Genomic DNA, 26,237 nt, shown 5'->3' on the forward strand with positions numbered 1-26,237 from the left:
AGTTTGTTTTTAGCCTTTTTCAGAATGGCTTGATTATTTCTGATTTTGCTCGTTAAATACAGGTAGCGTAAAGGTAAATCGACTGCCTTTTCCCGGTTCACTTTTAACATGGATTTGTCCTTTGTTTTTTTGGATGAATTCTTTTGTAAGAATGAGTCCCAGTCCTGTTCCCTGTTCATTTTGAGTTCCTTGTTGCGAAATCATTTGGGTGATGTCAAACAAGCGTGAGCTGGTTTTTTTATCCATTCCAATGCCATTGTCAGTGACCGAAATTTCGATTTCATCCTGCTTATTGATGGCTTCAATGCTTACGTGCCCTTGAGGGTTGGTGTACTTAATGGCATTCGAGATAAGGTTGCGAAACACACTGGAAACCGTTTTCTCATCGGCAAAAGCGAAGGTGTTGGGCTGAATTTTCAGTCTTAGTTCAATGTCTTTGTGTTGGGCGTTGGTGGTCAGTAGTTTGCATACATTTGTGCCAATCTGTAGTAGGTCGATCTTTTCAAACTGGTAGCTCATGGTGCCGGTTTGAACCTGTGACCATTGCAATAAGCTTTCTAAAAGTGCATAAACATTCGTTGACGAATCCTTCATGGCAAACAGCAATTCTTTGATGCTTTCTGGCGGAAGGTCATCAAAGTTTGAAGCCAGGAGATCCGTTGTTCCCAATAAACCACTAAACGGACTTTTCAGGTCGTGAGCCAAAATGGTAAAGAACTTGTCCTTATCTGCGTTGGCTTTTCGCAGCTCGGTTTCCGATTTTTCGAGTCGGACACTTAATCGTTTCAATAAAATACGGCTTCGGGCAACAACAAAGAGAACGATGAGGATGATGAGTCCGGTAATGATTAAAATGCGGGCCGTTCGTTGCTGTTGGGTGATGGTAATCTTCTGGATTTCATTATTGGCCCGTAAAATTTTGTTTTCAGTTTCTTGTTGCTCTGTAAAATACTTAATCTGGAGATCGTTAAACTTGTTGATTTTCTCCGAGTTGAACAGGCTGTCTTTTAGTGCCGAAGCTCGTTTGTAGTAATTCAGAGCCGAGGTGGTTCGTCCTTCTTGTTCAGCGATTTCTGATAACACAAAGAGGTTGTCACGAATCAAGCCAGTATAGTTCTTTTCCTTGGCCAAATCCATGCTTTTGTAGGTATAATACCTGGCCGAATCAATGTGATTGAGCTTGATGTGGACGTTGCCTAAATGATGATTGGCAATGGCAATGCGGTAGCGGTTATCCATTCGCTGGCCGTATTCTACCGCTTTGTGGTAATGATAGAGTGCCGAGTCCAGCTTCCCCATTTGGCTGTAAACACTGGCAATATTGACCGATATAAATGAATTATGGCGACTGATACTATCTTCTTGAGAAAAGATATTGATAGCCTGTCGGTAACTATCCAGCGCCTTGCGGTATTCATCTTTGTATTCATAGCAGTTGCCAAGGTTCGAATACGAATAGGTGATGGAGGCTAAATCTTGAATTTCCGAAGCAATTTTGAGTGCCTCGGAGTGCAGTTCAAAAGCTTTGTCATACAAGCCCCATTCCTGATAAATCAGCCCAATGTTATTCATAACCTTGGTGATGCCGGCTTGGTCGTTCATCGCTTTTCGAAAGAGCAATGCTTTTTGATAATGACTTAGAGCTTCAATGGTATTTCCCATGCCCCAACTAACAACAGCAATATTGTTATGCACTTTCCCCAACCATAAGCTGTCTTTGAGTTGAGTAAACAAGTGTAATGATTGGTTGAAGTAGTTAATCGCTTCCTGGAAGTTGCCCAACTGCCAGTTAAAGAGTCCAATCGTGTCGAGTATTTCTGCTTTGCGATGCGCATCTTTTTCGTATTCTAATGCCGCATTGAAATAGGCCAGGGACTCTTTTTTATCCTTCGCAGATCGTGCTTGATTTAGCAATAAGGTTCTTTGGATTGAGTCGTTTTTGGCGTTTCCCAACGTTTGTTTTGATGCTTTTGTTTGAGCAAAACATAGGTCGGTAACGATCAGTAGGATCCCTAAAGTGCACGCGAGTATTTTCTTTGTAATTGGCATGAAGTAGAAGCGAAATCTAAATCGAACTTTCGTTTGTTTTTCAATAAGCTAAGATAAAAATTAATTATCACCAAATACCTGACTGAGCGGTATTGTGGCTGCTTTTGTGCAAAAGAAATAACAAACTTGGCGTTGAGCTTGTTTGTGGGAGGGGGCTTAAAAATTAGCAGAAGAGCTTTCCAGGAAAGTCAATTTTTATGACAATTAATCAATTGATGAAGGGGTAATTATTTTAAGATTTGAGACTTGCTTGGCGGTATGGAACAAAAATTAAAAAATGTCGCATGCGGCAATTGTTGGTGAAAAAATGAATGCCTACGCAACGTTTTACCGGCTTGAAACATCTTCTAACACATAAACCTGATTAAGTTTTGACGAATGAAGAAATTAAATTTCTTTTTTGGATTCCTGGTATTAAGTGTATTGCTATCGGCCTGCCTGAAAGATGATGAGGGTGACAAAGAAAAGCTGGTGGAGTTAACAATTTATGCTGAAACCGGCTATGGAGGGAGTGTTTTAAGTGATATATGGACCGAGCCACTGGTCTTTTCTGATAGCGATGATGCCAACAAACGCTTGCTGGTGGATATCATCACAGAGGGAATTGACTTTGACTATGAGCGGGGCTATGAGTATGTCTTTAAGGCGAAAAAGGTTTGGATGAAAGAACCTCCGCAAGATGTTTCCTCGGTTAAATATGTTCTGGAAGAGCTCATTTCACGGGAAAAAGTGATTACCGTAGATCGGGAAGAAGAAATGGAGCTTTTGATTTCAGCCGAAACCGTTCAGTTTATTCCCCGGTATCCTTTGGAATATGTGGAAATCGATGGAGGGCAGGTTCCTAAAATTTACGATGCTTTGAGGGCTCGAAAAGTAGATTCTAGTAGTTGGATGGCGATACCAGAAATTGAAGGGTTTGAGTTTGAACCGGGCTATGAGTATGTTGTAAAAGTCAGGAAACATACGCAGGCTGAGCCATACGCCATGCACTACCAATTCTTGGAACTGGTGTCCAAAACGGAGAAAAGCTAAAATGCTTGGAAGGATGGTGCGCTTTAATAGGCGATACTGCTGTTCAACAATTCTTTAACCTCTTTTCGATAGCTTCGCCCAATATTAAGTCTAACATCATCAACTAAAACTTCATTGAAAGAACGTTCTTTGATACGTTCGGTATTGATAATAAACGAACGGTGAATTCTTAAAAAAGTGTCTGGCAACCGGGAATTCAAATGACTGATCTTCTCTTTACTTACGATTTCATCATTAACTGTGATGATTCGAATATAATCGGATAAACTTTCAATGTAAACGATGTCGTCATACGGGATTTTGGCAATTTTTCGGTTGGACATAATCTCGAGAAAGGATTTCTTCATTTTCTCTTTCTCCTCTAAGAGTTGTTGAATGACTTGCCTATTCTCCATGATTTGACTCATCATTAATAAAAAGGAGCCTACAAATACCAAGAGGTACAATATGGCAGCCAATAGAATAATTTGGGCTGCATTGGGGCTTAAGTGTTGATACCGAAGGCTTACCAGGTATACATAACAAAAGACCAGGACCAGCATTTCAAGGTATAAGGAAATAATGGCTGTATAAACGGTATATATTGTAAATCGAAGATATCTTTTTGTGAGAAAAAATTTAGGGACAAGGACATAGTTGAAAAAATAGGAGGTTCCTAAAACAACCGGAAGAAGCATGGAGACAAAGAAAAATGCCGCTCTGTTGTTGCCCCATGAAAAACCAAAAACGACGGTTAAAACGAGTGTCACAAAAGTCCAATACCCGATATGATAGTTGATGTTTTCTGATCTTTTGTTCATTTCTTATTTATCATTTTTAGCTAAATTTAGCAAAGAAATAAGAACCACAAGTTTAGGGTCGACAGATAACCCTTTAAGAGCCGGATTCGACCTTGATGAAAATCGCAATCTCACGTAATTTGGCAGAAGTATTCATCAGAAAAAACGATTATTATGAAAAACTTATTTTACATGGGTGGTCCTGAGTTTATGGCTGCGGTCACAATCTTATTCATTATTACCACCGCTTGGATTATCTATCATTTTGTTGTTGGTTATACGTTGAAAGAACCTGATCTGGAAAAATCGTTACGTAAGATTGGTTATGGAAAAACACTGGGCTTATTTACTCTGGTAATCGGAATTCTTGGTCAGATGCTTGGGCTATTTGCGATGTTTTCGGCCATTGAAGAAGCTACAGGACTAGGGAAGGAGATTGATCCTACTTTAGTATTTGGAGGCCTAAAAGTTACCATGATTGTTCCGATATATGGGGTACTGGTTTATCTATTTGCCCTGTTGTTATGTTTTGCCGGCAAGTTAATTCTAGAGAAAAGGATTGCTAGTCAGGCTGAAACAAACTAAATAAGTTGAGTCTGCACTAGCCAGCAATTAAACTAATCTTTGTTGCCCCAGTTATTTTTGCGAGAGTCATTTAACCCTGGGGTGGACAAAATTGCTGATGGTCATTACTTGCTTCTCCGTCTATTCAAAGGAGCTTACTGATCGGATGACTTCAAGTCATCTGATCAGTTGGATTTATTTGTGTTTCGTTATTTTGTATATCTTGATTACAGGATCGAACGTATCAAAACGACTATACTTTATGCCTTGGATGGAGTTTAACAAACCTTCTGTAAATCCTTCTTTTTTATAGTTTCGAAAATTGGAGTAATGGTTTGTAAACCTTTGATCCAGCCATAATAGCATGTTCTGTTTGAGGTTTCTGGGGTTACTGAATCCACAAACAATGGTTATTTCTGAGGTGGCTATGATTTTCTTTAATAAATCAATTGATTCTCTCTAGGTCAGAATATGGAAAAGTAGACTCGCAATCGAATAATCCTTTTTAAGGTCTGTAAAAGGTTCTGTCACCAAATTTATGATTCTAAAATCAAGCTTGCTTACTTGTTCTTCTTCTTTACGTTTCCTGGCATAGGAAATCAATTGCGTTGATTTATCTAGTCCAATTCCTGACCTAATTTTAGTTGAAAGTTTAAACAGTAAATCTCCATTTCCGCATCCAAATTCCACGACAGATGTATTGGGCTCTATAAGTTCGATAATTTGGTGGCGTATTGGGCTTAAATATTTATCTACGGTATTTACTTTAACTATTCCTTTCATACTTTATTCAGTAATAATGCAAATTCGGGTTGTGTCATTAACTCCCAAACTTGTCCCATCAGATCCTCGATTCAGGATAAGCCCAACGGTGTCTTTGCCTGTAAAGTTACTTAAAGGAGTGTATTCATAGAATATTGAGCTACCAGAAAGTTCTCGATAAAGTTTATTCACCCTGGCATTTTGGGGGGGGGCAAAGATCCATGCACCTTCCTCATCTCCAAAGGTGCCCAAGTCGATTTTTAGAGTTGTTCCATTTTCTATTTTGATCTCTTCCTGAATAGGGGAGTTGACGATTTTTTCGTGGGGTAAATCATCTTGTGTTGAACAAGAAATAAGGATCAACAAACTGATAAGAATAGCTAGTTTCGTCTTCATTGTACTGGTTCTTAGTTTATGCCATTAAGATGATGGGAATGCCGAATTGGTTGCGTTTTATGTTATCCAATTATGACAGGCCAGTTTTTGCTTCCCCTTCCAAGCAGCCGATCAGTTGTATGCTACCGTTTCTTGTTTTATACTTTCGCTTGTTTAAAGTCAAGTCGTTATTGTTTGAGTTGAACCTGCCATTGCAGTACTTCAAGCAGTCGTTGTTTAAGTTGAACTTGCCGTTGTTGCACTTCAAGCAGTCGTTGTTTGAGTTGAACTTGTCGTTGCAGTACTTCAAGTAGTTGTTGTTTGAGTTGAACTTGTTGTTGCAGCACTTCAAGCGGTTGTTGTTTGAGTTGAACTTGCCGTTGTTGCACTTCAAGTAGTCGTTACTTAAGTTGAATTCTTACAGCAAGCCCAAGCGCAATTCAACCAGAAACTTGGCCAGACAAATCATCCGGTGCAATCTTTCCCGCTATTCCCAAAATTATTTTCTACTTTTGCGATGTTCTGGTGGTTGACTTTCTATTGAAGCACTTTTTTGTGCGCCAGACTGAAAGCACCTTAATAAGGGAATCCGGTGTAAATCCGGAGCAGTCCCCGCTGCTGTAAGCCTGTTTTTATTTCTTCGGAACTTACGCCACTGCCCCATTTGTGGGTGGGAAGGCCTGAAGATGGGCGAGCCAGAAGACCTGCCAGTAACTTTGATTGTTTAACCGGATCTTCGGGAAAAAAGGTCGTCGGGAACAGCGTTTCCTGCCAATTAATTTTCTCTGAGGCTAAATGAATTAGCTATTATGATTGTATTTTCTTCGTGGAGCGGAGGTAAAGATTGCATGTTGGCCCTGCATCGGGTGCTTCAGCAAAACGACTACCAGCTACATGCCTTATTGAACATGTGCGATCGCGAAAGTCAAAACTCCCGTTCTCATGGGCTGAAAAAAGAATTGGTGCAGCGACAAGCCGCAGCAATGAATGTGCGTTTGGTACAGCAGGATACCAGCCGTGGCGAATATGAAAAAGATTTCAAACAGGCAGTCAGGCAGATGCAAGAAGTGGGTGTTGAGGCCGGCGTGTTTGGCGATATTTACCTGGAAGAGCATCGAACCTGGATTGAGCGGGTTTGCAGTGACCTGGGAATTCAGGCTATTTTCCCTTTGTGGGGCGAGTCTACCGAAGCATTGGCTGTCGAGTTGGTAACCGAAGGGTTCAAGCCGCTATTGGTATCGGTGCATACCGATCATCTGTCGCGCCAGTTTCTGGGTCGAATTTACGATCAGGAGTTCATTAATGAACTGCGGACGATGGAAGGAATGGATGTCTGTGCCGAGAATGGCGAGTTCCATACCTTTGTGATTGATGGGCCACTGTTTAAACAGCCGGTGGCTTATGAGCGAGGCATGGATTACCTGAAAGATAATCACTGGTTTTTGGATCTAAATTAGAATAGCACGATGATGAAAAAAATAATAGGCTCATTGCTGTTTGTGCTGGTGTTGCTCAGCGCTTCAGCTCAAACACCAAAACGGATTATTTCGCTGGCACCATCGCTGACGAAGAACTTGTACCTGCTGGATGCAGAAGATTTGTTGGTGGGTTGCACCAGCTATTGTGCCCTGCAGGCCGAAACCGATGCTGAAATTGTCGCTTCAGCAATTCAGGTGAACTACGAAAAGGCGGTTATGCTTAAGCCCGACCTGTTGATTACCACTTCGCTAACCAAGCCCAAGACCATCGAGACCTTTAAAAAGTTAGGAGTTGAAGTGCTGGAGTTCCCATCGCCTAAATCGTTCTATCAGATTTGTGAGCAGTTTATTCTGTTGGGCGAAAAAGTGGGCAAGAAAGAGCTGGCCGAACAGCTAATTTCGGAGGCTAAAAGCCGGATGGAGATCATTAAACAGAAAGTACCCCAAGAAGGCCCTCGCCAGAAGATCTTTATGCAGATTGGGGCAAACCCCTTGTTTGCCGTGGTTCCCAACACTTTTATGAACGACTTTATCCGCTTTTCAGGAACGGAGAACATTGCTGATGACCTGAAAGTGGGAAGCATCAACCGGGAGACCGTGCTCATTCGCAACCCCGATATCATCATTGTGGTGTTGATGGGTTCGCTGGGAGCTGAAGAAAAAGACCATTGGGAAAAGTTTGAGGCACTCAGTGCGGTGAAAAAGGATCAGGTGTTTATTGTGAATGCCGATAAAACCTGTAGTCCGACACCCATTTCGTTTGTTGAAGCACTGGATGAGTTAATCGCCAAAATTTACAAGTAATGAAACGAGGATTAGTACATATTTATACCGGAACTGGAAAAGGAAAAACAACAGCTGCCGTTGGATTGGGAGCCCGCGCTTTGGGGCAGGGGTTTAAAGTGGTGTATGCTCACTTTATGAAACGTCCGGAGTTGTATGGTTATCATGAAATTGACAGCTTGAAAGCCTTGGGTGCAACCATCATGGGATTTACCGACGGACATCCGCATTTCAATAAGGAGGTGACTCCGGAAATGCTGAAAAAGCAAGTGGCTGATGCCTTGATGTATCTGTCGGGTTACCTGCAAAGTTCCTCTCCCGACCTGTTGATCATGGACGAAATCGTCATTTGTGTGCGCGACGGTTTTCTGGATGAAGCGGAACTCATTAACTTTATTGACGCCAAACCAGAGGGAATGGAATTGGTGTTAACGGGCCGTGGAGTCACTCCTGGCTTGATTGAGAAAGCCAATTACGTGTCGGAAATCAACAAGGTGAAACATCCTTTCGATGAGGGAATACCAAGTCGGAAGGGAATTGAGTTTTAAGACAAAAATGTAAATCCAGCCCGGAAGGGCCGAACCCTTAGAAACGAAAAAAAAGAACCAAAAGAATAACAAGTGCCTACGCATAAGAAATACATTAAGTGGTTGATGGCTATCCTGGTGTTGGCAGCTGCATTGCTGGCATCCGCTATTGTTGGCCTATCGGTTGGAGAGTTGAAGCTAAGCCTGGCTGATGTTTGGCGCATGCTGGTTCATGGCGGCGAAGCAGATAGCATGGAATACCTGTTAATTTCGCAGGTGCGTTTGCCCCGGGTTATTCTAGGAATTGCTGTTGGCGGGGCGCTGAGCCTGGCCGGAGTTGTTTTGCAAGGGATTTACCGAAATCCATTGGTCGAGCCGTTTACCTTGGGGATCTCAGGTGGCGCCTCGCTTGGGGTTGCTTTTACCATTGTTACTGGCTTGCATTTGGCATTTGGCTCGTTTATGTTGCCGCTTTTCGGCTTTATTGGCGCCTTTGTAATTATTTTCCTGGTATATACGCTTAGTACGCGGCGAGGCTCAATCAACATTCAAAACATGCTGTTGACCGGGGTGATGATTAGTTTCATCGCATCATCCGCCATGATGTTTCTGATGGCAACCACCAGTTCCGATAATCTGCATGGCATCGTGTTTTGGATCATGGGATCGCTGGATGAGCCGGATACCGGCTTAATTTATTTTACCCTGATCGCTGGCCTGGTGGTGCTGGGTATTTCCTATCTTTTTGTGCAGCCGCTGAACGCCTTGCGTTTGGGTGAGGAGAAAGCCATGCATTTGGGTTTCAATACCAATGTGGTTATTCGGGTGATGTTTTTGCTGGCCTCCTTGTTGGCCGGAATTTGCGTTTCGGTTGCCGGGGTGATTGGCTTTGTGGGCTTAATTATTCCGCATGTATTGCGCTTGATGTTTGGTCACGACTACCGGATTTTGTTGATTGGTTCTTTCCTGCTCGGAGGGATTTTTCTGGTGCTATCGGATGTGGTAGCCCGGACCATTATTTCTCCAAACGAGCTTCCTATCGGGGTGATCACTGGGATTGTTGGTGGCTTGGTGTTTTTAGTGTTGATGAGTCAAAAACGAAAGGGGAACTAGAATGAGTGAGGCATTTTTTCGTATCGATAACTTTTCGTGTGGCTATCCAGGCTTTAAGCTAAGTGGCATCAACCTGAGTTTGGAAAAAGGATCATTCAACGGAATTATTGGTCCCAACGGGTCGGGAAAAACAACCTTATTCCGCGGGATTACCAGTGCGATTGCCACCTTGGAAGGAACCATTTCGCTGAAAGGGCAACAATTGGATCGCTTGTCTTTGAAAGAACGGGCACAACAGATGGCGATTGTCAGCCAGTTTGTTGATGTGGACCAGGTTTCGGTGGAAGATTATGTGTTGATGGGACGTATGCCTTACCATGGTCGTTTCCAGTTTTTTGAGTCGAAGGATGATTATGAAATTGCCCACAATTACATGCAGCTGACCGATGTGTTGAAGCACAAAGACAAGCTGATGACCGAGTTGAGTGGGGGAGAACAGCAGCGGGCGGCCATTGCCCGGGCTCTGACGCAAGAGCCGGAATTGCTACTGCTCGATGAACCGACTTCTCACCTAGATATTACGCATCAGGTGCGCATTCTGGATTTGCTACATCGCCTGAACCAGGAAATGGGTTTGACGGTGCTGATGGTTGTTCATGATCTGAATTTGGCGTCGGAGTATTGCGATCGTCTGGTTTTGTTTAATGACGGAAAGCTGTTTACCCAAGGGACTCCCGATGAAGTGCTGACTTTTGATACCATTGAAAAGGTGTACCGAACACCTGTTATTACGCGTACCAACCCCTATTCCAATAAGCCGGTAATCTTTTTGGTTAGCGAAAAGATGATGAAGGAAACGAAAGCGTCAGAGAGCTAGTGTCAAGTCAAGCATGACCTGTCGCGCCAAGCCTTGTCTTTTTTCGGTTTTGTTTCATTATAAAAAGACTCACGTAGCTACGGCTATGCTTACTTTTTCTAATTTTACAAAACACGAAAAATTACAGCGGCTTACACAACATTTCACACTTGACTTGGCACTAGTGCTTGGTTTCCTTATTCAATTCGGAATGTTTCAACGGCCTCTTCTTCGCCTGAAGTTGTAATTGTTATGTGCCGATTTTTGATGGTGTATTCTATCGGAACGCTTTGCTTGAGAATGTCCAGAACTACTTTAATATCATCTTGGGAACTGAATTGACCTGTTACCCGGAAATCGTTGATGGGATGAACTAATGTAATTTTATACCGATAGCGTTTTTCCAATTGTTGACATAGCTGCTCTAGCGTTGCATTCCGGAGAACAAGTGGGGGGATAGAATCGGAGAACTGCTGTTGGCTGATAAAGCTGGAACGATCTTGATAGTGGACTTGCTCTCCAGCTCGAAGCTTAAGCGTATCAGTCGAAGTCATAAATTGGACTTGCCCTTCATACAATTTTACCGTTAGCCCGTTTTGTGTGTTTACATCGAAGGAAGTCCCCAAAACCTGAATTTTAGTTTGTGCAACTTCCAGGCTAAAAGCTTGTTTTGGATCTGAATGGATATCAAAGAAGGCGTTACCTTCCAAGCTTGCTGCTCGTTTAAATTTCCGGTGGACCGTCAGTTTAGCTCCTGGCTCCAGATACACCAGTGAAGAATCGGGTAGTTGGATCGTTGGAAGATCATGCGTGTAAGCATAAGTGATTGTCGTGGTTTTGGAATAGTGGTTTAGCAAGTAGCCAGTAGCAACTAAAAGAAGTATCGATGCGTTAATTTTCAGCCCGTTGGAGCGCCGTTTTTTCATTTGTTTAAAATTTTCCTTTTGTTTATCGAGTCAAATGCTTGAATGCATTGATGTAATTGGTTGGATGGGAGCTTGCCCCAAATCCTTAATTTGTTGTATCTTAATAAAGCTTGAAAATAATTATTTTAAATATTTGAACATAAAGAATTGTTGGAAAGCAGGAAATGAGTTGATCTAAACGAGCTGCTGTCTTGTTATTTAAACAAAAAGAACTGCGTATGAGGCTAATCTTTACCTGGTTAATTCTCTTTTCAATTCCCGTGTTTGTTCAGGCAAGAACTGAGTCTGATTATCTTTTGAGTGATCGGGATACCACACTTGTTGATCAGTTTTTTGGTTTGTTCGAAACGCAGGAAGGAGCTGATATCCCTGAGGCACAACGTTCAAAGCGAAAGCAAGTTGATGAATTGCTGAACGCACTTACGCAGCGGGATGGACAACTTCAGTTTAATGGGGTGGCTACCGCTAGTTTGCAAACCGAACTGGTGCATAAACCAAACTACCAGGGAGTAGGCTCGTTTGATATTTTTGCATTTACTTCGTTTGGAAAGCATACCATCCTATTTTTTGATCTGGAAGCGGTGGGCGGTGATGGCCCCGATCAAATTATTCCGAATCTGAGTGGTTTGAATGCTGATGCCGGATCCACCCAAAGTGATGAAGGAATTGACCATTTGGTAGTGCTGGAAGCCTGGGCTGAATTTCGGGCTTTAAAAGACCTGCTTACTGTGAATGTTGGTAAGATTGATGTGACCAACTATTTTGATAATAACCTGCATGCCAACGATGAAACCAGCCAGTTTTTAAGTGGTGCTTTTGTCAATAGTGCGGCACTTCCGGCTCCTATAAATGCTCCGGGAATTCGACTCAGAACCTCTTTTGTCAATCGGTTCTACTTGCAGTTTGCACTCAGTAGTTTGGATAACTCAGGAGACGATTTGATGCGGAATCATTTCAAGATTGCCGAAACAGGCTTTATGCTTTTCCCAAATACCGATTGGGAAGCCAACTTTCGGATTTATGGATTTGAACATCCTGCGGCCGGACATAGTCGTGGCTTTGGCCTTTCGGTGGATGAGCTGGTTGCCGGCCGATTTACTGTTTTTGGGCGCTATGCTAAAAATGAAAAGAAACTGGCTGAATGGTTTGGGGTTGAGCAGGCCTGGAGCTTTGGCCTTGGCTTCAAACAGTTGTTCCTAAATCGCGAGTTTAACGTTGGTTTGGCCTATGGGCAGACTGATCCACAGGCTCTGGATGCTCCGGAAAAACTGGCTGAACTCTACATCAGCAACCAGTTTAATCAGTGGGTTTACCTTTCTCCTCATCTGCAATGGCTTGATCCGGCAACAGCCAATCAAAAAGAGCATGTGCTGGTCGGCCTTCGAATAAATTTTAGTTATTAGTGAATCGTTATAAACTTATGATTCGTAAGACCTTTTGAAAAGAATCTGAATTGGTTGAATCCGAAAAAAAAAGTCTTTCCAGCAAGAAAATAATTTCTACATTTGTCGCGGATTTGGTTCCAACAACCGCCAGCGTGGTTGGGATGAATAGGGAATCCGGTGTGAATCCGGAGCTGTACCCGCAGCTGTAAGCCTTAATGCAGCTTTCTGAAACTTCTGCCACTGCCCGATGAACTGTCAGGGTGGGAAGGCCTCAGAAAGTAAGGTGAGCCAGAAGACCTGCCAAAGTCCTTTTTGTAATCATAGCTTTCGGGATAAAAGCGTGAGATGATAAATTTTATCATTCATCTATCCAGTTGTTCGGGTTCCTTATCAAGGTGGATTTTGAGCAAAATTGAAAGTTATGGTAGGCATGTTAAGTGTTTAACCATATTTTTTAATTCATGAAAACCAAAAATTTTAAATTGAATCACCGGTTGATTTTTTCATTGTTGACTCTTGCTTTCTTTCAGTTTGCGCAAGCCGAAGAAGCTGTAGTTGACTCGATTAACGTTGAAGAGGTTGTGGTGAAAGTTTCGAGACTGAACTCTAAATTGAAAAACATTCCTCAGAAAATTGAGGTGATCACCAGCGATGAAATCCAGTCAGTGCCTAATGCAACATTGGCTGAGGTAATTAAGCGGACTACCAATTTGGACATTGTGCAATATCCAGGGCTTTCGGCAACTGTCGGAATGCGTGGTTTCTCCCCAAGTGCACACTCCAGAAGCTATACGCTAATTTTGATCAACGGAAAACCGTCGGGGACCCGTAACCTGGCTTCTATCTCTGCGAATAACATCGAGCGGGTAGAAATTGTAAAAGGACCTTATTCAACCTTGTATGGGTCTGATGCGATGGGTGGCGTAATCAATATTATCACCAAAACAGCTACTGAGGATTTCTCAGGAAATATTTCGCAGGAAGTGGGAAGTTTTAGGTATACTGGAATTGAGGCTTCTTTGGCTGGAAAGGTTGTTGATGGCTTAAACTTTGATCTCGGTTATTCGATGAAAAATCAACGAGATGATTATAAAATTGGTGATCATAACTTCCTGTCTGCTTCTGAAGAGCAAAAGATTATTCTGGATGAAAAATCCTATGGCAGTCGGATGGAGAATTCACAGTATGAGTTTAATGCGGTGAATGCTGGATTAAATGCAACGTTTAATGAGGTTTGGAGTGCCGATGCCAGAGCTAGTTATACATTTGCTGACGATATTGAAACGCCTGGAAACTTTTGGGGAACTTATGGACAAAGTATGAAAGATTTGAATCGTTTAAATCTTTATACTGTTGTTGAGCGAAGCAAGGCAGATAATACGTTGAACTTTAGTCCTTATTACACGAGCGAGAAAAACTCCAATTATTCGGACAATACCAAGGAAGGATTTATCAGTTTCAAGGATAATGTGAAGGAATATGGTTTTCAGTTGCAAGACTTGCAGGCTTTTGGAAATATGAAAGTAATCCTTGGGCTTGATTATGGTACCTATGCCTATGAGTCAGAGCGTTTTTCAGATGCAACTACCCCTGCAACTCCGTATAAACCAAACAATAAGAATGTAAACACTGCAGTGTTCACGCAATTGGCCTACAACATTTCAAGATTGGATATTAATGGGGGACTTCGTTACGATCATTATTCTTATCACATTGATGCAAATGATGATTTGAGTGCTAAAGCTGCTGATGAAGATTACAACACCTTGAATACAAGTTTGGGGTTACAGTATCGCATCTTGGATAACTTGAAGTTCCACACTTCTTTTGGAACTGCATTCTCTGTTCCTGATGCCTATAAAGTAGCTGGGAAATATGAAGTCTCTGAGTACTTCCCAGATTGGGATTACTGGTATGTGAAGTCCTTTGTCGGTAACCCAGACCTTAAGCCCGAGAAATCTTCAACCGTTGATCTTGGATTGAAATATGCTGCTTTGGATCAAGCCTTAAATGTTGATGTCACCTATTTCAACACAACACATAAAGATAAAATAGCAGAAGAGGAATTGGAATCGGGTGAAACGACTTATACTAATGCTGATAAATCAAAAATGGAAGGCTTGGAACTGGCCAGCTCTTTTGATTTTGGGGTATTTGCAGAACGTCGGTTTAAGTTGGAGCTTTATTCAAACTGGACTTTCATGTTTAAATCTGAATTAGAATTGAAAAATGAGGATGGAACAAGTGAGTTTAAGGATATGCGTTATGTGCGTAAGTCAACTGGAAGCTTTGGAATTCAGTTTGATAACCTGAAAGGGCTTTCTTCTCGATTGAATGCCCGTTACTCTGGAGCTAGATTGGAAAGAGATAGTTTTTCAGGAGTTCGTCCTGATTGGTCTGCAGATGATTACTACACAGAGAAGGGATATACACCGGAAGATAAAATGGTTGAGCATGCAGGATCGCTTATTTTTGATTATTCGCTGGCTTATCGTTTTAAAAATGGGATTTCGATTGGTGGATCTGTCAATAACTTGATGGATGAAAACTACACCGAAAAAGACGGATATAATATGCCTGGTAGAAGCTTTTTGGCAAAAATCTCTTATAACTTCTAAAATATAATCGTATGAAACTATTTTTGAAGGTTCTTGTACTAGTTGCTCTGTTTCTCGTAGTTGTAAGTCCGAATTCTGTTGTGGCTAAAAGCGCGAACAAGGCAGTAACGGTAGAAATAAACTTTGGGGATGATGCTCCTTTAAAATCAGCTAATGTAAGCTGGGAGAGTGACCTGACGGCGTTGGAAGCACTTATGCATGTGGTGGAAGTTTCAACGCATGCAGTTGGAGAATACGTGTTCGTTTCGAAGATTGATCAGGTGAAAGGAGTTCCAACAAAGTATGTTTGGTACTATAAAATAAATGGACAATCGCCGAAGAAATTGGCGATCAACCAAAAGCTTAAAAAAGGAGATGTTGTTACCTGGATCTATAAGCAAGATGTTTGCTCAGATAAAAAGTGCAAGTAATTTCCGGTTAGGAAAATCAGATATTTAAATTTGTACAAGAGGTAGCTGACTGGTTCGGCTTACCTCTTGTTGCGTTTTTAATCAACAAATTATGGCAGCAATCACATTCATAACAGGAGGGGCCCGGTCGGGGAAAAGCAGTTTTGCTCAGCAGTTGGCCGAAAGCCTGTCGGAACGGCCGGTTTATCTGGCGACAGCCCGTATTTGGGACGAAGATTTTGCCCAACGTGTTCGACGTCACCAAAGCGATCGTGATGAGCGTTGGCAAACGCTGGAGGAAGAAAAAGAGCTTTCGAAGCATGCACTTGGCAACCGGGTGGTGCTGATGGACTGTGTGACTTTGTGGCTAACAAATTTCTTCCATGATTGTGATTATGACTTGGAAAAAGCCTTAGAGCAAGCCAAAACTGAGTGGCAAAAGTTTATTGATCAAGAGGTGACACTGATCGTTGTAAGCAATGAGTTGGGAATGGGGGTGCACCCGGAAAATGAGATTGCCCGGAAATTTGCCGACCTGCAAGGATGGATGAACCAGTTTATTGCCCGGCAGGCTAATACGGTTTACTTGATGGTTTCCGGCATTCCGCTTAAAATAAAGGAATGAAATCAAAAACTTGAGAACCAAGAACCAGGAGCCAGGAACCAAGACATTAGACAGCAGATTTTAGATAATCGATTTTTCAGATATTCGGATGAGCTCAAACTTTTTCAAACTGAGGTTGAAATCAGGGACTCTGAACTTCGAAATAACGATAACCAATAAATAAAACAATAGATGACAATAAATTTGAAAGACCAACTACAACACAAGATTGACCTGAAAACAAAGCCGCTGGGAGCTTTAGGACAATTGGAAGCAATTGCTTTACAACTTGGAATGATACAGAACACGCTGAGTCCGGAATTAAAGAATCCGAGCTTGCTGGTTTTTGCTGCAGACCATGGTATTGCCGATGAAGGCGTGAGCCCATACCCCAAAGATGTGACCTGGCAGATGGTTATGAACTTCTGCTCGGGTGGTGCAGCCATCAACGTTTTTTGTAAGCAAAATGGTATTGGCATTAAAGTGATTGATGCCGGTGTGGACTATGATTTCCCTGCTGATTTGCCCATTGTTAATGCGAAGATTGCCCGTGGTAGTCGAAACATGCTGAAAGAGCCGGCAATGACTGTAGAGGAATGCCGCCTGGCGATGAAGCGAGGAGCTGAGTTTGTGCAGAAAGAAGCTGAAGCAGGAAGTAACACCATCGCTTTTGGAGAGATGGGAATTGGAAATACTTCACCTTCATCCTTGTTGATGCACCGTTTTTTGAATTTGCCAATTGAAGAGTGTACCGGGAAAGGTGCCGGGATGAAAGGCGAAAAACTGGATTATAAAACCACCGTTTTACGTACGATATCCGAAAAGTATGATCCAGAAACAACGATCGAAACTTTGGCGACTTTCGGCGGACTTGAAATTGCCATGATGGTTGGTGCGATCTTGGAAGCTCACAAGCAGGGCATGGTCATTTTGATTGATGGTTTTATTGCTACTGCTGCTACCGTGACGGCTATTCAGTTCAACGAATCGGTAAGGGATAATTGCCTATTTTGTCATGCCTCCGAAGAACGAGGACATCAGCTGATGTTGGAGTACCTGCATGCTAAGCCTGTTTTAAGCCTGGGAATGCGTTTGGGTGAGGGCTCAGGCGCAGCAGTGGCTTATCCGGTGATTAAAGCAGCGGCAACATTCTTAAATGAAATGGCTAGCTTTGAAGATGCTGGTGTTTCCAATAAAGAGTAATTGAAGGACAGAGAGCAGAGGGCAAAGCGCAGAGAGTGAAGGGGAGATCGGAGGCCGGATGTTCAGGACTGCTTGAAGTAGTTTGAGGTTTCAATGGTTTCTTTGGTTTGAAAAGTTTGGACTCATTCGAATAGCTGAGCATCCGAAAATCTATTGTCTAAAATCTGATGTCTAAAGTCTAACATCTTAAAAAATGAAAGAGCAAATCAACCTGTTTTTGACGGCTGTCATGTTTTACAGTCGTATTCCTGTACCTCGTTCACTGCCTTTTTCCAATGAACGCTTAAATCGGGCAACGCGCTACCTTCCGCTTATTGGATGGTTAATCGGGGGCATTGGAGCTGCTGTGTTTTACGGGTTGAACCTGTTGTTGCCTCTGGAGCTTGCTGTTTTCTTGAGCATGATGGCTACGGTGTTTGCAACAGGCGCTTTTCATGAAGATGGTTTTGCTGATTTCTGTGATGGTTTTGGCGGGGGCTATACCCGCGAGAAGATATTCACAATCATGAAAGACAGTCGCATTGGAACCTACGGTACTGTGGGGATTTTGGGCATGCTAGGAACCAAGTTCTTGGCGTTACAATCCTTTCCGGCTGCCCTTATTCCCTTGACCTTAATTGCGGGACATGCTTTTAGTCGCCTAATGCCTGTTGTGATCATTTTTACAAGCTGGTACTCACGCGAAGATGAGCTAAGTAAAACAAAGCCAATTGGTAAAAAAGGGAAGAATAGCGACCTGATTTTGGCAATCATTTTTGCGATGGTGCCTATGGCGCTTTTGCCTTGGCAGTTTATGGCTGTTGTTTTACCTGCTGCCTTGTTGGTTACTTATGTCTTCAAAAAGTATATTGAAAGGAAAATTGGTGGCTACACGGGCGATTGCCTGGGAGCGCTGCAGCAAATAATTGAGCTGTTGTTTTACCTGTGTTTATTAGCAGTACTATAGAAATTGAAAGTTCAAGCATCTGAGAATCTAATGTCCAATATCTGTGATCTAGAAGTCTATCATCTAAAATCTAACGAATGAAGTTAACGGCAATTCGACATACTCGGGTAGCAGTTCCAGCGGGAGTTTGCTATGGGCAAACCGATGTTTCACTGGCCGAAAGCTACAAGGAAGAGTTGGAACAAGTGAAGAGTGTTGTTGCCAATTATTCTTTTGATGCGGTGTTTTGCAGCCCACTAAAACGGTGCCAGCTGCTGGCTCAGGATCTTTTTGTACCTGAAAATATTCAGTTGGATCAACGATTGATGGAACTCAACTTTGGAGCTTGGGAAATGCAGGACTGGGAGACGATTAGCCGAACAGCAGAAACACAAAAGTGGTTCGATGATTTTGTCGAAGTACGATGTGCAGATGGTGAATCGTTTCGGGATCAAATTAACCGTACTGCACTTTTTCTGGATGAACTCAGAAAACAGCCGCATCAACAAGTGGCTGTAGTAACGCATGGCGGCATTTTAAGGGCTTTGAACTGCTTGTTGGAAGGTGTTGCACCACATGAGGCTTTTCAAACGAAAATTGATTACGGACAAGTGATTGATTTTACTTTCGATAGTTCGAAGTTATTCCAGGTTTCAAGTTGTTTGAATGAGTTTGAAAGGGACTAGAGCTGAGAGCTGGGGGTCGAATTTCCAATTTCAGAGTTATCTGAGCATCCCAAAATCTATTGTCTAACATCTAATGTCTTGATTCTTCTAAATTAAAAAAACAATGCATCAAACTGATTTTGAAATCCCTGGCTTTAGCGATGATTTGCGTGAAGCCATTCAGCATAAATTGGATAATAAAGCCAAGCCAGTTGGCTCACTTGGACGCTTGGAGTTTTTGGCCAAGCAGGTAGCCTTAATTCAAAATAGCTTAACACCGCAGTTGAATAATCCGGTGATGCTGACAGTCGCTGCCGATCATGGAATTACGGCTGAAGGGGTCAGCCCATGCCCAGTAGAGATTACTTGGCAGCAGGTTCATAATTTTTTGTCAGGTGGCGGTGGAATTGGCCTACTGTCGCGAGTATACGGCATGGATCTTCATGTTGTTGATGCGGGCGTAAATTATGATTTCCAAGCCCATCCGAAGTTGATCGATGCGAAGGTTGCCAAAGGGTCTCGCAATTTCTTGCAAGAGCCTGCAATGAGCGATGAAGAATGTATGCAGGCGTTTAACAACGGACGGTCAATTGTTGCTTCATTTCACGAGAAAGGATCCAACATCATCGGTTTTGGGGAGATGGGAATCGGAAATACCACTCCTGCTTCAGCTTTGATGTCCATTATTTGTAAGCTGCCAGTAAGTGATTGTGTTGGACCGGGAGCTGGACTCGATAATGAGGGTGTTTTGAATAAATGTCGGGTGATTGAGCAGGCTATCGAGAAACATGGTATTTCCAGTTCTGTTCTTCAAAACCTGGCTCGTTTTGGTGGATTCGAAATTGCGACAATTGCCGGAGGAATGTTTGAAGCAGCCACGCGACGGATGGTTATTTTGGTTGATGGTTTTATAACTACTGCAGGCTTGCTGGTGGCACAGGAGCTCAACCGAAAGGTACTTGACTACTGTGTTTTTGCCCATGTTTCGGATGAGCAGGGACATCAAAAAATGCTGGCTTACATGCAGGCTAATCCGTTGTTGAGTTTTGGCTTGCGCTTGGGAGAAGGAACTGGGGCTGCACTGGCTTATCCCATGATTAAAGGCGCAGTTGCTGTTCTTTCAGAGATGACCTCGTTTGAAGAAGCCCAAGTGATTAATACGAGTCATATTCGGTTTGAGGAAAAAGGCGAGTTGCAAAGTTCCTGAGCAACAGCGTTCATTTCTTGTACGAATGTCTGCTAATCAAAATATCCGAGTATCTAAAAATTTGTTATTTGACAAAAATAGTACCGCATGAAAAATAAAGAGAAGCTAAAACCCTTGATGTTTGTTGGGACAGGCTCCGATGTTGGCAAGTCCGTGATCAATGCGGCCTTTTGCCGAATCTTTTTGCAGGATGGATATCATCCGGCTCCTTTCAAGGCACAAAACATGTCCTTGAATTCGTATGCCAGTGCCGAGGGATTGGAGTTGGGACGGGCGCAGGCGGTGCAGGCAGAGGCCTGTGGAATCCCCTGTTTAAGTGCGATGAATCCTATTCTGCTGAAACCAACCAGTCAGCGAAAAGCCCAGGTGGTGTTGAATGGTAAGCCTGTTGGAGATCAAACAGCCAGGGAGTACTTTCTAAAGACTGATCGGGAGTTTTTGTTTGCTGAAGCGATGAAAGCCTGGAAAACCCTGGATGACCGTTACAATCCGATTGTGATGGAAGGAGCCGGAAGTATTTCGGAGGTGAACCTTTGGGACAAAGATATTACCAACATGCGGGTGTCGCTTGAAACCGGGGCGCCGACTATCCTGATTGCCGACATTGACCGCGGTGGCGTGTTTGGGAGCGTCTACGGAACCATTCAGCTGTTGCCTGAGGCTGAACGTCGTTTGATTAAGGGCATTTTGATTAACAAGTTCCGCGGCGATATAAGTTTGTTCGAGGAAGGACGAAAGACCTTGGAAGAGCTAACAGGTGTTCCGGTGATTGGCGTGGTGCCTTACTTTAGCGATATTCATATTGAGCAGGAAGATAGTGTGGTGATTGACTACAAACGCGGACATGTGAAGGATGGACAGGTGAATGTAGCAGTTGTGTTGTTACGGCATATGAGCAACTTTACGGATTTTAACACCTTGGAACGCATGCCGGATGTCAACTTGTATTATTCGGCTAATCCGGAAGAAATTGCCAAAGCTGACATCGTATTGGTTCCAGGATCAAAAAATACGATTTCGGATTTAATGTATCTGCGGAAGCAGGGATTGGCTAAAGCGATTATTCAAGCTGCTGAAGCCGGCAAAGGGGTGTATGGAATTTGTGGTGGCTACCAAATTATGGGGCAAGAAATTCATGATCCAAATCAGGTGGAAGGGGAAGTCGAGTCGATTCCCGGATTAGGGCTTTTGCCTGTTATTACAACCTTGACTAAAGAAAAGCGGACCGTTCAAACTGCTTTCCAATTTGCAGATCGCGATGAAGCGTGCTCGGGCTATGAAATTCATATGGGAACCACGGAGTTACAGGATGGGCAGCCCTTGTGCCGATTGAGGGATGGTTCTTCCGATGGTTGTATGGTTTCACCAAAATTATGGGGCACATACCTGCATGGTGTTCTTGATAACAAGGTGGTTGTTGAGGAGATCATGAAAGCTTGTCAATTGGAAGCCAAAGCTGTGGCATTTGATTATAATGAATTCAAAGAAACCCAGTACGATAAACTGGCAGACCACATTCGTGGGCATGTGGATATGGATTACGTGTATTCAGTGATGAAAGAGGATTAAATAGTGTCTGCAAGAAAACTTAGTGAACTGCGTTACGCCCTTTCTGAAAATAGTCATTTGCGGTCAGTAAACTCCTTGTTTTTCAGAAATCGCAAGCCTTGTTTTCCGAGTTTTCTTATCAAACACTTCAATAATCAACCGTTTTTTGAAGATACTAAATAGAATAGTTTGTGGTTGTTGAAAGCTGCAACAACTTCAAGATGAACTGGCAGTTCTCGGTTGCGAGCTGAGGTAATTATACGAAACTCATTATGGACTTAATTATACTTCCCCTTCTTATTGGTTTTTTGCTTGATTGTTTGTTGGGCGATCCGCGTTATTTGCCGCATCCAATCAGACTGTTTGGTCGCGTTATAAAGGAAATGGATCAGGCTTTTAACCGAGGAACCAAGCGTCGGATAAGAGGAACGCTGACCGTTTTATTCTTGATTGGGTTTACCTGGGTGATTTTATTTCTACTCTTTAGGCAACTGGAGAGTTATCCTGTTCTTTTTGTGATGTTGGCATCGTGTGGTGTATTCTTCGGATTGGCTAACCACAGTCTGATTTATGAAGGTTGGTTGGTTATTCGTGCCTTGGAAGGGGAGGGACTTGAAGCCGGACGGCGGCAGTTGAGCTATATTGTTGGTCGGGATACGGCTAACTTGAATGAGCAGCAGGTTCGGACAGCTGTTTTGGAAACGATGGCAGAGAATTTAAGCGATGGTGTCGTTGGCCCGTTGTTTTATTATGCCTTGGGAGGAGTGCCTTTGCTAATGGCATATAAAATGGCCAGCACACTCGATTCTATGATCGCCTATAAAAGTGATCGGTATAAACAGTTTGGTTGGTTTGCAGCGCGTTTAGACGACTTTTTAAACTTGATCCCGGCACGCTTAACAGCCCTGTTGATGGTGCTTGTTCGGTTTAGTTGGAGCGGGATGGTGCATATTTTTCGGTATGGTCATAAACATGCCAGTCCCAATGCAGGTTATCCGGAAGCCGCTTTGGCTGGAATTTTAAAATGTCGTTTCGGTGGCCCGAATCGTTATCATGGTCAGCTGGTGGACAAACCTTACATCGGACACCATCAAAAAACAATCACGATTCATGATTTCTGGTCAACAACCTATGTAAATACAGCTACTACAGTTGTGATGATTGGGGGTATTATCTTATTCTATTGGGCTTGAGAGAACTCAGAAGCTGTCGTGTCTTATTTATTAGTTCATTATTTGAAGGATTGATCTTTTTAATTTTAAAGTGTTATTCACTTTCGTCAAAATACCTAACGGGTCTTGTATAATTTGGGATGGTACGCTCTGATTGATAAGGACCTTCATTGAGGTCTAGGGGAGTTATTACGATGGTAAGCAATGAGCCTCCTAGAATTGAAGATGTCCAATAGAAGGACCGTATTGTTTCAGTTTCAATCCTTCGGTTAAGATTAGCTGGCTTCTGTTGTGTGAATAGATCAGAGGTTTGCCGATAGTTAATGAGATGGAGCCACTGCCGTTAGTATGATAGGCTCCTGCAGGGGCTACCACTTCCAGCTTTTGCGACCAAGCTAGATTGATTGTGATTGCCAGAATGAACAAGCATAGTCCTTCTGTCTTCATCTTGCCAATTGATTTGGTTCTTTATTGCAAAATAGAGATTAAAGGAAGGTGTAGTAATCACTGAATTCAGTGATTTTTTTGATTCACTGCTCAATTGGGTTCCTTTAGCCAATTTTTTGAGGCAGCCAGAAAAATGAGTTCTGCACTTGTGTTTGCATGATACTTTTTAAGCAGGTTTTTGCGATGTGACTCGACCGTGTTAAAGCTAACGAATAGCTTTTGTGAAATTTGCTTACTCGTCAGTCCTTTGGCAAGTAGTTTTAGTATTTCCAACTCTCTTTTTGATGGTAATTCTGGCTCTAGTTTAACGGCTGCTAGTTTCAGCGCTAAGTTGACAGCTGTGAGTATTTGACTTTCCGTAAAGGGTTTGGTAATAAAATAGATAGGATTTACTGTAATGGCATCTTTTAGAATATTTTCTTCCGAATAGGCAGAAATAATGATCAGTGGAATACGAATATTTAATTCGGTGTTTAATTGAAGGAGCGCTTCGATGCCAGTTTTACTATCTCTTAAGTAAATATCCGATAATACCAGGTCTGGCTTTTCCCTTTTATAGAGATCAATGGCTTCTTCAAAACAATCAGCAATGCCACAAACGGAATAGCCATTGGCAGTTAAAAGCTGTTTTAGGTTGGCTGAAATAATGAATTCATCTTCAATGATAAGTATTCTATGTGATTGCATTTTCTTCCTGTGTTTTAAGTATTAAGTCAATCGTTACTTCAGCTCCATTTTTATTTTGAATGGACATGTGCCCCCGGTAGGATTGGACCAACTGATAAATAAATGTTAATCCGAATGAATTGCTTTTTTCAAGATCATAATTTGGAGGAAATCCTGATCCGTTGTCTTTGACCTTCAGAATGATAATATCGTCCTTTCTTGCCAAGTCTACTTTTAATGAAACCGCGTGATTATTGTTGTTGGCATGTTTTATGGAATTTGTTATCAGTTCGTTGACAATTAATCCCATATGAACAGCATCTTCCATGTGGATTTTAATTGGTTCAAGACGCACTCGCTTGCTTATTGAAAACTCTTTATTAATGTTATCTAGAATGTTGTCGATGAGATTGTTGAGGTAGTTGTCGAGCGATACGAGGTAGCCCTTTTCTGTTTTAATCAGCTTTTGATGTATGAGCGACATGCTTAGAATCTTATTTCTAATGTTGATTAAAGCTTGATGGCTTTCCGGAGTCGTATACTGACTAAGTTGAATATTGATAATGCTGGTAATGATTTGTAAGTTGTTTTTAACCCGGTGGTTGAGCTCATTGGACAGAAATTCTATTTGCTTCAGACGATGCTTTTCTTCGAGGTATTTTTGTTCCAGTTGCTTGGAAACATTGGTAATTTTCTGATGTTTGTGTATAATTTCTTTTTTGAACAACAAGATGAAACTTGCAGACAGAAGAAAGCTAAAAATGATATTGGGGATATAGCATTTTTCGGCCAGGTTTTGCAAATGAGGCTCAACCGGATGAGATGCTATGACAAACTTACTTCCAAAGAAAAAGAGGATGCAGAAAACAAGGTATAAGTAGTGATGAGATCTTTTATCTTCTAAAAAGACAAACATAATGAGGAGAGCAAAAGTGTAGTACTCAGCACCAATATTTCCATAGCGGAAAGTAAAAGGAAGAAAGCCTAAAATTGGAAGAAGATAAAAGATAAAGAATCGCGCAAATTTCACTTTTTGATAGTAGGATAGCACGAAGTATCCACCAAAAAGAACAATGCAGACACCGAAATTTAGAAGAGCATCAAATGGGTAACTTAAGACAATAAAAGTAAAGCCGTAGAATAAATAAACACTTGATCCAATTAGTGTTAAGTAGTTCGTTAACTTTTCTCTTTTTACCAAGTACGCAGGCTCCTTGGAATCGGTATTAAATTCGATAATATTCCTAAAAAAAGTATTAAAAGGATGAATCATAGGTTTTAGGATAAGATTACTTGTAATAAGGTCAGTTGTTTATCTTATGTAGATTGAACATCACGAATTTGCCGATGTTGTATATAAATTGCTTAGTGATTGTGCTTGACGTTTGTTTTTGAAGATAAGTATTTTTAAAAGAAATAAAAAGCGTTTTTAACGGGCTTGAGATATGACAGGTATTGGCTTTTCATTTCAAGCTATTATCTTCGTCAAGATTGAGTTATGAAATCAAGAAAGAAACATTGGGAAGACGTTTATCATTCGACCCCAACCGATCAGTTGGGATGGTTTGAGAGCCATCCGGAGCCTACCATCGAGCTCTTGAAACAGTGTTCTTTAACTTCGGAATCCCGAATTTTAACGGTTGGTTCGGGGACGAGTACCTTTGTGGATTATTTATTGGATGAGGGCTTTCGGAACCTCATTGCAACAGACATCAGCGCTCCGGCTTTGGAGCAGCTCAAAGCTCGGGTGGGAGAGCTACAGCAGTATGTCGATTGGTTGGTGGATGATCTCACAAATCCGACTTTTCTTAACCAGCTTGAACCGATTGATCTATGGCATGACCGGGCTGTTTTGCATTTCTTTACCGAAGAACAAGATCAACAAAGCTATTTTAACCTACTGAAGCAATTGGTTAAACCCAATGGATTTGTGCATATAGCTGTTTTCTCGCTTGAAGGAGCTCAGCAGTGCAGCGGCTTGCCCGTAAAAAATTATAGTGCTGAGATGTTGCAGGAGAAATTGGGAGGTGAGTTTCGTTTGATTCAGCGGTTTCAGCATTTGTATACAACTCCGGGAGGGAATCCTCGGGATTATATTTACACCCTTTTTCAAAGGACTTGATCTTTCATCATGCTCCGGATTAGTTGACTTATCTCGAGTGTGTTGTGCCGATCGGAACACATTAATCCGCTTTATATCCTGTTTTACTTAATGAATTTGGCT

General features: G+C 42.2%; 27 protein-coding genes and 2 riboswitches. Of the genes, 18 read left to right on the forward strand and 9 right to left on the reverse strand.

All coding sequences use genetic code 11. The features are described 5' to 3' along the window. Positions 1-33: 33 nt before the first annotated feature. Positions 34-1,953, reverse strand: a complete 1,920-nt coding sequence (locus tag BM156_RS02090) for a tetratricopeptide repeat-containing sensor histidine kinase (protein WP_170846827.1) — start codon at positions 1,951-1,953, stop codon at positions 34-36. A gap of 474 nt (positions 1,954-2,427) precedes the next feature. Between BM156_RS02090 and BM156_RS02095 the strand changes: the two genes are divergently transcribed. Then, positions 2,428-3,081 carry a DUF4377 domain-containing protein gene (locus BM156_RS02095; protein ID WP_093918162.1) on the forward strand — a complete coding sequence of 218 codons (654 nt, stop codon included), beginning with the start codon at positions 2,428-2,430 and terminating at the stop codon, positions 3,079-3,081. A 23-nt stretch (positions 3,082-3,104) separates the two neighbouring features. Here the strand turns inward: BM156_RS02095 and BM156_RS02100 are convergent, their stop codons facing one another. Beyond that, positions 3,105-3,881 carry a LytR/AlgR family response regulator transcription factor gene (locus BM156_RS02100; RefSeq protein WP_093918163.1) on the reverse strand — a complete coding sequence of 259 codons (777 nt, stop codon included), beginning with the start codon at positions 3,879-3,881 and terminating at the stop codon, positions 3,105-3,107. 153 nt (positions 3,882-4,034) lie between these two features. On the opposite strand from BM156_RS02100, the gene BM156_RS02105 reads away from it, so the two are divergent. Then, a complete protein-coding gene (locus BM156_RS02105; RefSeq protein ID WP_093918164.1) occupies positions 4,035-4,445 on the forward strand; it encodes a hypothetical protein in 411 nt (136 codons plus the stop codon). A 438-nt stretch (positions 4,446-4,883) separates the two neighbouring features. On the opposite strand, the gene BM156_RS02110 is transcribed toward BM156_RS02105, so the two are convergent. The 3 genes from BM156_RS02110 to BM156_RS20570 all read right to left on the reverse strand — a co-directional run bounded on the left by BM156_RS02110 (position 4,884) and on the right by BM156_RS20570 (position 5,950). Continuing rightward, complete coding sequence (locus BM156_RS02110; protein WP_093918165.1) at positions 4,884-5,207, reverse strand: methyltransferase domain-containing protein; 324 nt, start codon at positions 5,205-5,207, stop codon at positions 4,884-4,886. Positions 5,208-5,210: 3 nt separating this feature from the next. Then, positions 5,211-5,582 carry a hypothetical protein gene (locus BM156_RS02115; protein WP_093918166.1) on the reverse strand — a complete coding sequence of 124 codons (372 nt, stop codon included), beginning with the start codon at positions 5,580-5,582 and terminating at the stop codon, positions 5,211-5,213. 167 nt (positions 5,583-5,749) lie between these two features. After that, the gene (locus BM156_RS20570) at positions 5,750-5,950 is read right to left on the reverse strand and encodes a hypothetical protein (protein WP_139218183.1); all 201 of its coding nucleotides are present in this window, start codon (positions 5,948-5,950) and stop codon (positions 5,750-5,752) included. A 147-nt stretch (positions 5,951-6,097) separates the two neighbouring features. Beyond that, positions 6,098-6,287: riboswitch (cobalamin riboswitch) on the forward strand. A gap of 83 nt (positions 6,288-6,370) precedes the next feature. Here BM156_RS20570 and BM156_RS02125 point away from each other — a divergent pair. The 5 genes from BM156_RS02125 (at position 6,371) to BM156_RS02145 (ending at position 10,279) form a co-directional block, all read left to right on the forward strand. Beyond that, positions 6,371-7,018, forward strand: coding sequence for a Dph6-related ATP pyrophosphatase (locus tag BM156_RS02125; RefSeq protein ID WP_093918168.1), 648 nt, complete (start codon positions 6,371-6,373; stop codon positions 7,016-7,018). Between the two features lie 9 nt (positions 7,019-7,027). Then, positions 7,028-7,843 carry an ABC transporter substrate-binding protein gene (locus tag BM156_RS02130; RefSeq protein ID WP_093918169.1) on the forward strand — a complete coding sequence of 272 codons (816 nt, stop codon included), beginning with the start codon at positions 7,028-7,030 and terminating at the stop codon, positions 7,841-7,843. After that, positions 7,843-8,370 (forward strand): cob(I)yrinic acid a,c-diamide adenosyltransferase, encoded by a 528-nt coding sequence (locus tag BM156_RS02135; RefSeq protein WP_093918170.1) that lies wholly within the window; start codon positions 7,843-7,845, stop codon positions 8,368-8,370. The genes BM156_RS02130 and BM156_RS02135 overlap by 1 nt, the downstream gene beginning before the upstream one ends. Positions 8,371-8,442: 72 nt before the next feature. Then, positions 8,443-9,462, forward strand: coding sequence for a FecCD family ABC transporter permease (locus BM156_RS02140; RefSeq protein ID WP_212733385.1), 1,020 nt, complete (start codon positions 8,443-8,445; stop codon positions 9,460-9,462). A gap of 1 nt (position 9,463) precedes the next feature. Continuing rightward, positions 9,464-10,279, forward strand: a complete 816-nt coding sequence (locus BM156_RS02145; RefSeq protein ID WP_093918172.1) for an ABC transporter ATP-binding protein — start codon at positions 9,464-9,466, stop codon at positions 10,277-10,279. A gap of 176 nt (positions 10,280-10,455) precedes the next feature. On the opposite strand, the gene BM156_RS02150 is transcribed toward BM156_RS02145, so the two are convergent. Next, positions 10,456-11,184 (reverse strand): FecR family protein, encoded by a 729-nt coding sequence (locus BM156_RS02150; protein ID WP_093918173.1) that lies wholly within the window; start codon positions 11,182-11,184, stop codon positions 10,456-10,458. Between the two features lie 218 nt (positions 11,185-11,402). Here BM156_RS02150 and BM156_RS02155 point away from each other — a divergent pair, with 218 nt between their 5' ends. The 10 genes from BM156_RS02155 to cbiB all read left to right on the forward strand — a co-directional run bounded on the left by BM156_RS02155 (position 11,403) and on the right by cbiB (position 22,921). Beyond that, on the forward strand, positions 11,403-12,587 hold the full coding sequence (locus BM156_RS02155; protein WP_093918174.1) for a hypothetical protein: 1,185 nt from the start codon (positions 11,403-11,405) through the stop codon (positions 12,585-12,587). A gap of 97 nt (positions 12,588-12,684) precedes the next feature. Beyond that, positions 12,685-12,888, forward strand: a riboswitch (cobalamin riboswitch). A gap of 142 nt (positions 12,889-13,030) precedes the next feature. Then, positions 13,031-15,187, forward strand: coding sequence for a TonB-dependent receptor plug domain-containing protein (locus BM156_RS02160; RefSeq protein WP_093918175.1), 2,157 nt, complete (start codon positions 13,031-13,033; stop codon positions 15,185-15,187). Positions 15,188-15,198: 11 nt separating this feature from the next. After that, the gene (locus tag BM156_RS02165; RefSeq protein WP_093918176.1) at positions 15,199-15,597 is read left to right on the forward strand and encodes a DUF4430 domain-containing protein; all 399 of its coding nucleotides are present in this window, start codon (positions 15,199-15,201) and stop codon (positions 15,595-15,597) included. Positions 15,598-15,688: 91 nt separating this feature from the next. Beyond that, positions 15,689-16,201, forward strand: coding sequence for a bifunctional adenosylcobinamide kinase/adenosylcobinamide-phosphate guanylyltransferase (gene cobU, locus BM156_RS02170; protein ID WP_093918177.1), 513 nt, complete (start codon positions 15,689-15,691; stop codon positions 16,199-16,201). 171 nt (positions 16,202-16,372) lie between these two features. Beyond that, positions 16,373-17,383, forward strand: coding sequence for a nicotinate-nucleotide--dimethylbenzimidazole phosphoribosyltransferase (gene cobT, locus BM156_RS02175; protein WP_212733386.1), 1,011 nt, complete (start codon positions 16,373-16,375; stop codon positions 17,381-17,383). A 193-nt stretch (positions 17,384-17,576) separates the two neighbouring features. Continuing rightward, the gene (locus BM156_RS02180; protein ID WP_093918178.1) at positions 17,577-18,329 is read left to right on the forward strand and encodes an adenosylcobinamide-GDP ribazoletransferase; all 753 of its coding nucleotides are present in this window, start codon (positions 17,577-17,579) and stop codon (positions 18,327-18,329) included. A 77-nt stretch (positions 18,330-18,406) separates the two neighbouring features. Next, positions 18,407-18,994: an alpha-ribazole phosphatase gene (gene cobC / locus BM156_RS02185; protein WP_093918179.1), complete on the forward strand. Its 588-nt coding sequence runs from the start codon at positions 18,407-18,409 to the stop codon at positions 18,992-18,994. A 103-nt stretch (positions 18,995-19,097) separates the two neighbouring features. Then, entirely contained in the window at positions 19,098-20,180 is a 1,083-nt protein-coding gene (gene cobT / locus BM156_RS02190; RefSeq protein ID WP_093918180.1) for a nicotinate-nucleotide--dimethylbenzimidazole phosphoribosyltransferase, read from the forward strand. Positions 20,181-20,267: 87 nt separating this feature from the next. Then, positions 20,268-21,749: a cobyric acid synthase gene (locus tag BM156_RS02195; RefSeq protein WP_093918181.1), complete on the forward strand. Its 1,482-nt coding sequence runs from the start codon at positions 20,268-20,270 to the stop codon at positions 21,747-21,749. Between the two features lie 251 nt (positions 21,750-22,000). Continuing rightward, positions 22,001-22,921 carry an adenosylcobinamide-phosphate synthase CbiB gene (cbiB, locus tag BM156_RS02200; protein ID WP_093918182.1) on the forward strand — a complete coding sequence of 307 codons (921 nt, stop codon included), beginning with the start codon at positions 22,001-22,003 and terminating at the stop codon, positions 22,919-22,921. A gap of 192 nt (positions 22,922-23,113) precedes the next feature. Here the strand turns inward: cbiB and BM156_RS02205 are convergent, their stop codons facing one another. The 3 genes from BM156_RS02205 to BM156_RS02215 all read right to left on the reverse strand — a co-directional run bounded on the left by BM156_RS02205 (position 23,114) and on the right by BM156_RS02215 (position 25,286). After that, positions 23,114-23,347 (reverse strand): hypothetical protein, encoded by a 234-nt coding sequence (locus BM156_RS02205; RefSeq protein ID WP_093918183.1) that lies wholly within the window; start codon positions 23,345-23,347, stop codon positions 23,114-23,116. 90 nt (positions 23,348-23,437) lie between these two features. After that, complete coding sequence (locus BM156_RS02210; RefSeq protein ID WP_093918184.1) at positions 23,438-24,034, reverse strand: response regulator transcription factor; 597 nt, start codon at positions 24,032-24,034, stop codon at positions 23,438-23,440. Continuing rightward, complete coding sequence (locus tag BM156_RS02215) at positions 24,021-25,286, reverse strand: sensor histidine kinase (RefSeq protein ID WP_093918185.1); 1,266 nt, start codon at positions 25,284-25,286, stop codon at positions 24,021-24,023. Before BM156_RS02215 ends, BM156_RS02210 begins: the two co-directional genes overlap by 14 nt. Before the next feature lie 225 nt (positions 25,287-25,511). Here BM156_RS02215 and BM156_RS02220 point away from each other — a divergent pair, with 225 nt between their 5' ends. After that, the gene (locus BM156_RS02220) at positions 25,512-26,135 is read left to right on the forward strand and encodes a class I SAM-dependent methyltransferase (RefSeq protein WP_093918186.1); all 624 of its coding nucleotides are present in this window, start codon (positions 25,512-25,514) and stop codon (positions 26,133-26,135) included. Positions 26,136-26,237 lie beyond the last annotated feature (102 nt).

The sequence above is a fragment of the Sunxiuqinia elliptica genome (genome assembly GCF_900113005.1).
GTDB lineage: Bacteria > Bacteroidota > Bacteroidia > Bacteroidales > Prolixibacteraceae > Sunxiuqinia > Sunxiuqinia elliptica.

What these genes read in the sequence shown, in the direction of transcription:
- cobT (WP_212733386.1), top strand. Translation starts at nt 16,373, where the DNA reads ATGACAATAAATTTGAAAGACCAACTACAACACAAGATTGACCTGAAA.
- BM156_RS02145 (WP_093918172.1), top strand. Translation starts at nt 9,464, where the DNA reads ATGAGTGAGGCATTTTTTCGTATCGATAACTTTTCGTGTGGCTATCCA.
- BM156_RS02125 (WP_093918168.1), top strand. Translation starts at nt 6,371, where the DNA reads ATGATTGTATTTTCTTCGTGGAGCGGAGGTAAAGATTGCATGTTGGCC.
- BM156_RS02095 (WP_093918162.1), top strand. Translation starts at nt 2,428, where the DNA reads ATGAAGAAATTAAATTTCTTTTTTGGATTCCTGGTATTAAGTGTATTG.
- BM156_RS02110 (WP_093918165.1), bottom strand. Translation starts at nt 5,207, where the DNA reads ATGAAAGGAATAGTTAAAGTAAATACCGTAGATAAATATTTAAGCCCA.
- BM156_RS02210 (WP_093918184.1), bottom strand. Translation starts at nt 24,034, where the DNA reads ATGCAATCACATAGAATACTTATCATTGAAGATGAATTCATTATTTCA.
- BM156_RS02135 (WP_093918170.1), top strand. Translation starts at nt 7,843, where the DNA reads ATGAAACGAGGATTAGTACATATTTATACCGGAACTGGAAAAGGAAAA.
- BM156_RS02130 (WP_093918169.1), top strand. Translation starts at nt 7,028, where the DNA reads ATGATGAAAAAAATAATAGGCTCATTGCTGTTTGTGCTGGTGTTGCTC.
- cobT (WP_093918180.1), top strand. Translation starts at nt 19,098, where the DNA reads ATGCATCAAACTGATTTTGAAATCCCTGGCTTTAGCGATGATTTGCGT.
- cobC (WP_093918179.1), top strand. Translation starts at nt 18,407, where the DNA reads ATGAAGTTAACGGCAATTCGACATACTCGGGTAGCAGTTCCAGCGGGA.
- cbiB (WP_093918182.1), top strand. Translation starts at nt 22,001, where the DNA reads ATGGACTTAATTATACTTCCCCTTCTTATTGGTTTTTTGCTTGATTGT.
- BM156_RS02215 (WP_093918185.1), bottom strand. Translation starts at nt 25,286, where the DNA reads ATGATTCATCCTTTTAATACTTTTTTTAGGAATATTATCGAATTTAAT.
- BM156_RS02195 (WP_093918181.1), top strand. Translation starts at nt 20,268, where the DNA reads ATGAAAAATAAAGAGAAGCTAAAACCCTTGATGTTTGTTGGGACAGGC.
- BM156_RS02220 (WP_093918186.1), top strand. Translation starts at nt 25,512, where the DNA reads ATGAAATCAAGAAAGAAACATTGGGAAGACGTTTATCATTCGACCCCA.
- BM156_RS02160 (WP_093918175.1), top strand. Translation starts at nt 13,031, where the DNA reads ATGAAAACCAAAAATTTTAAATTGAATCACCGGTTGATTTTTTCATTG.
- BM156_RS02205 (WP_093918183.1), bottom strand. Translation starts at nt 23,347, where the DNA reads ATGAAGACAGAAGGACTATGCTTGTTCATTCTGGCAATCACAATCAAT.
- BM156_RS02150 (WP_093918173.1), bottom strand. Translation starts at nt 11,184, where the DNA reads ATGAAAAAACGGCGCTCCAACGGGCTGAAAATTAACGCATCGATACTT.
- BM156_RS02155 (WP_093918174.1), top strand. Translation starts at nt 11,403, where the DNA reads ATGAGGCTAATCTTTACCTGGTTAATTCTCTTTTCAATTCCCGTGTTT.
- BM156_RS02180 (WP_093918178.1), top strand. Translation starts at nt 17,577, where the DNA reads ATGAAAGAGCAAATCAACCTGTTTTTGACGGCTGTCATGTTTTACAGT.
- BM156_RS02115 (WP_093918166.1), bottom strand. Translation starts at nt 5,582, where the DNA reads ATGAAGACGAAACTAGCTATTCTTATCAGTTTGTTGATCCTTATTTCT.
- BM156_RS02165 (WP_093918176.1), top strand. Translation starts at nt 15,199, where the DNA reads ATGAAACTATTTTTGAAGGTTCTTGTACTAGTTGCTCTGTTTCTCGTA.
- BM156_RS02105 (WP_093918164.1), top strand. Translation starts at nt 4,035, where the DNA reads ATGAAAAACTTATTTTACATGGGTGGTCCTGAGTTTATGGCTGCGGTC.
- cobU (WP_093918177.1), top strand. Translation starts at nt 15,689, where the DNA reads ATGGCAGCAATCACATTCATAACAGGAGGGGCCCGGTCGGGGAAAAGC.
- BM156_RS02100 (WP_093918163.1), bottom strand. Translation starts at nt 3,881, where the DNA reads ATGAACAAAAGATCAGAAAACATCAACTATCATATCGGGTATTGGACT.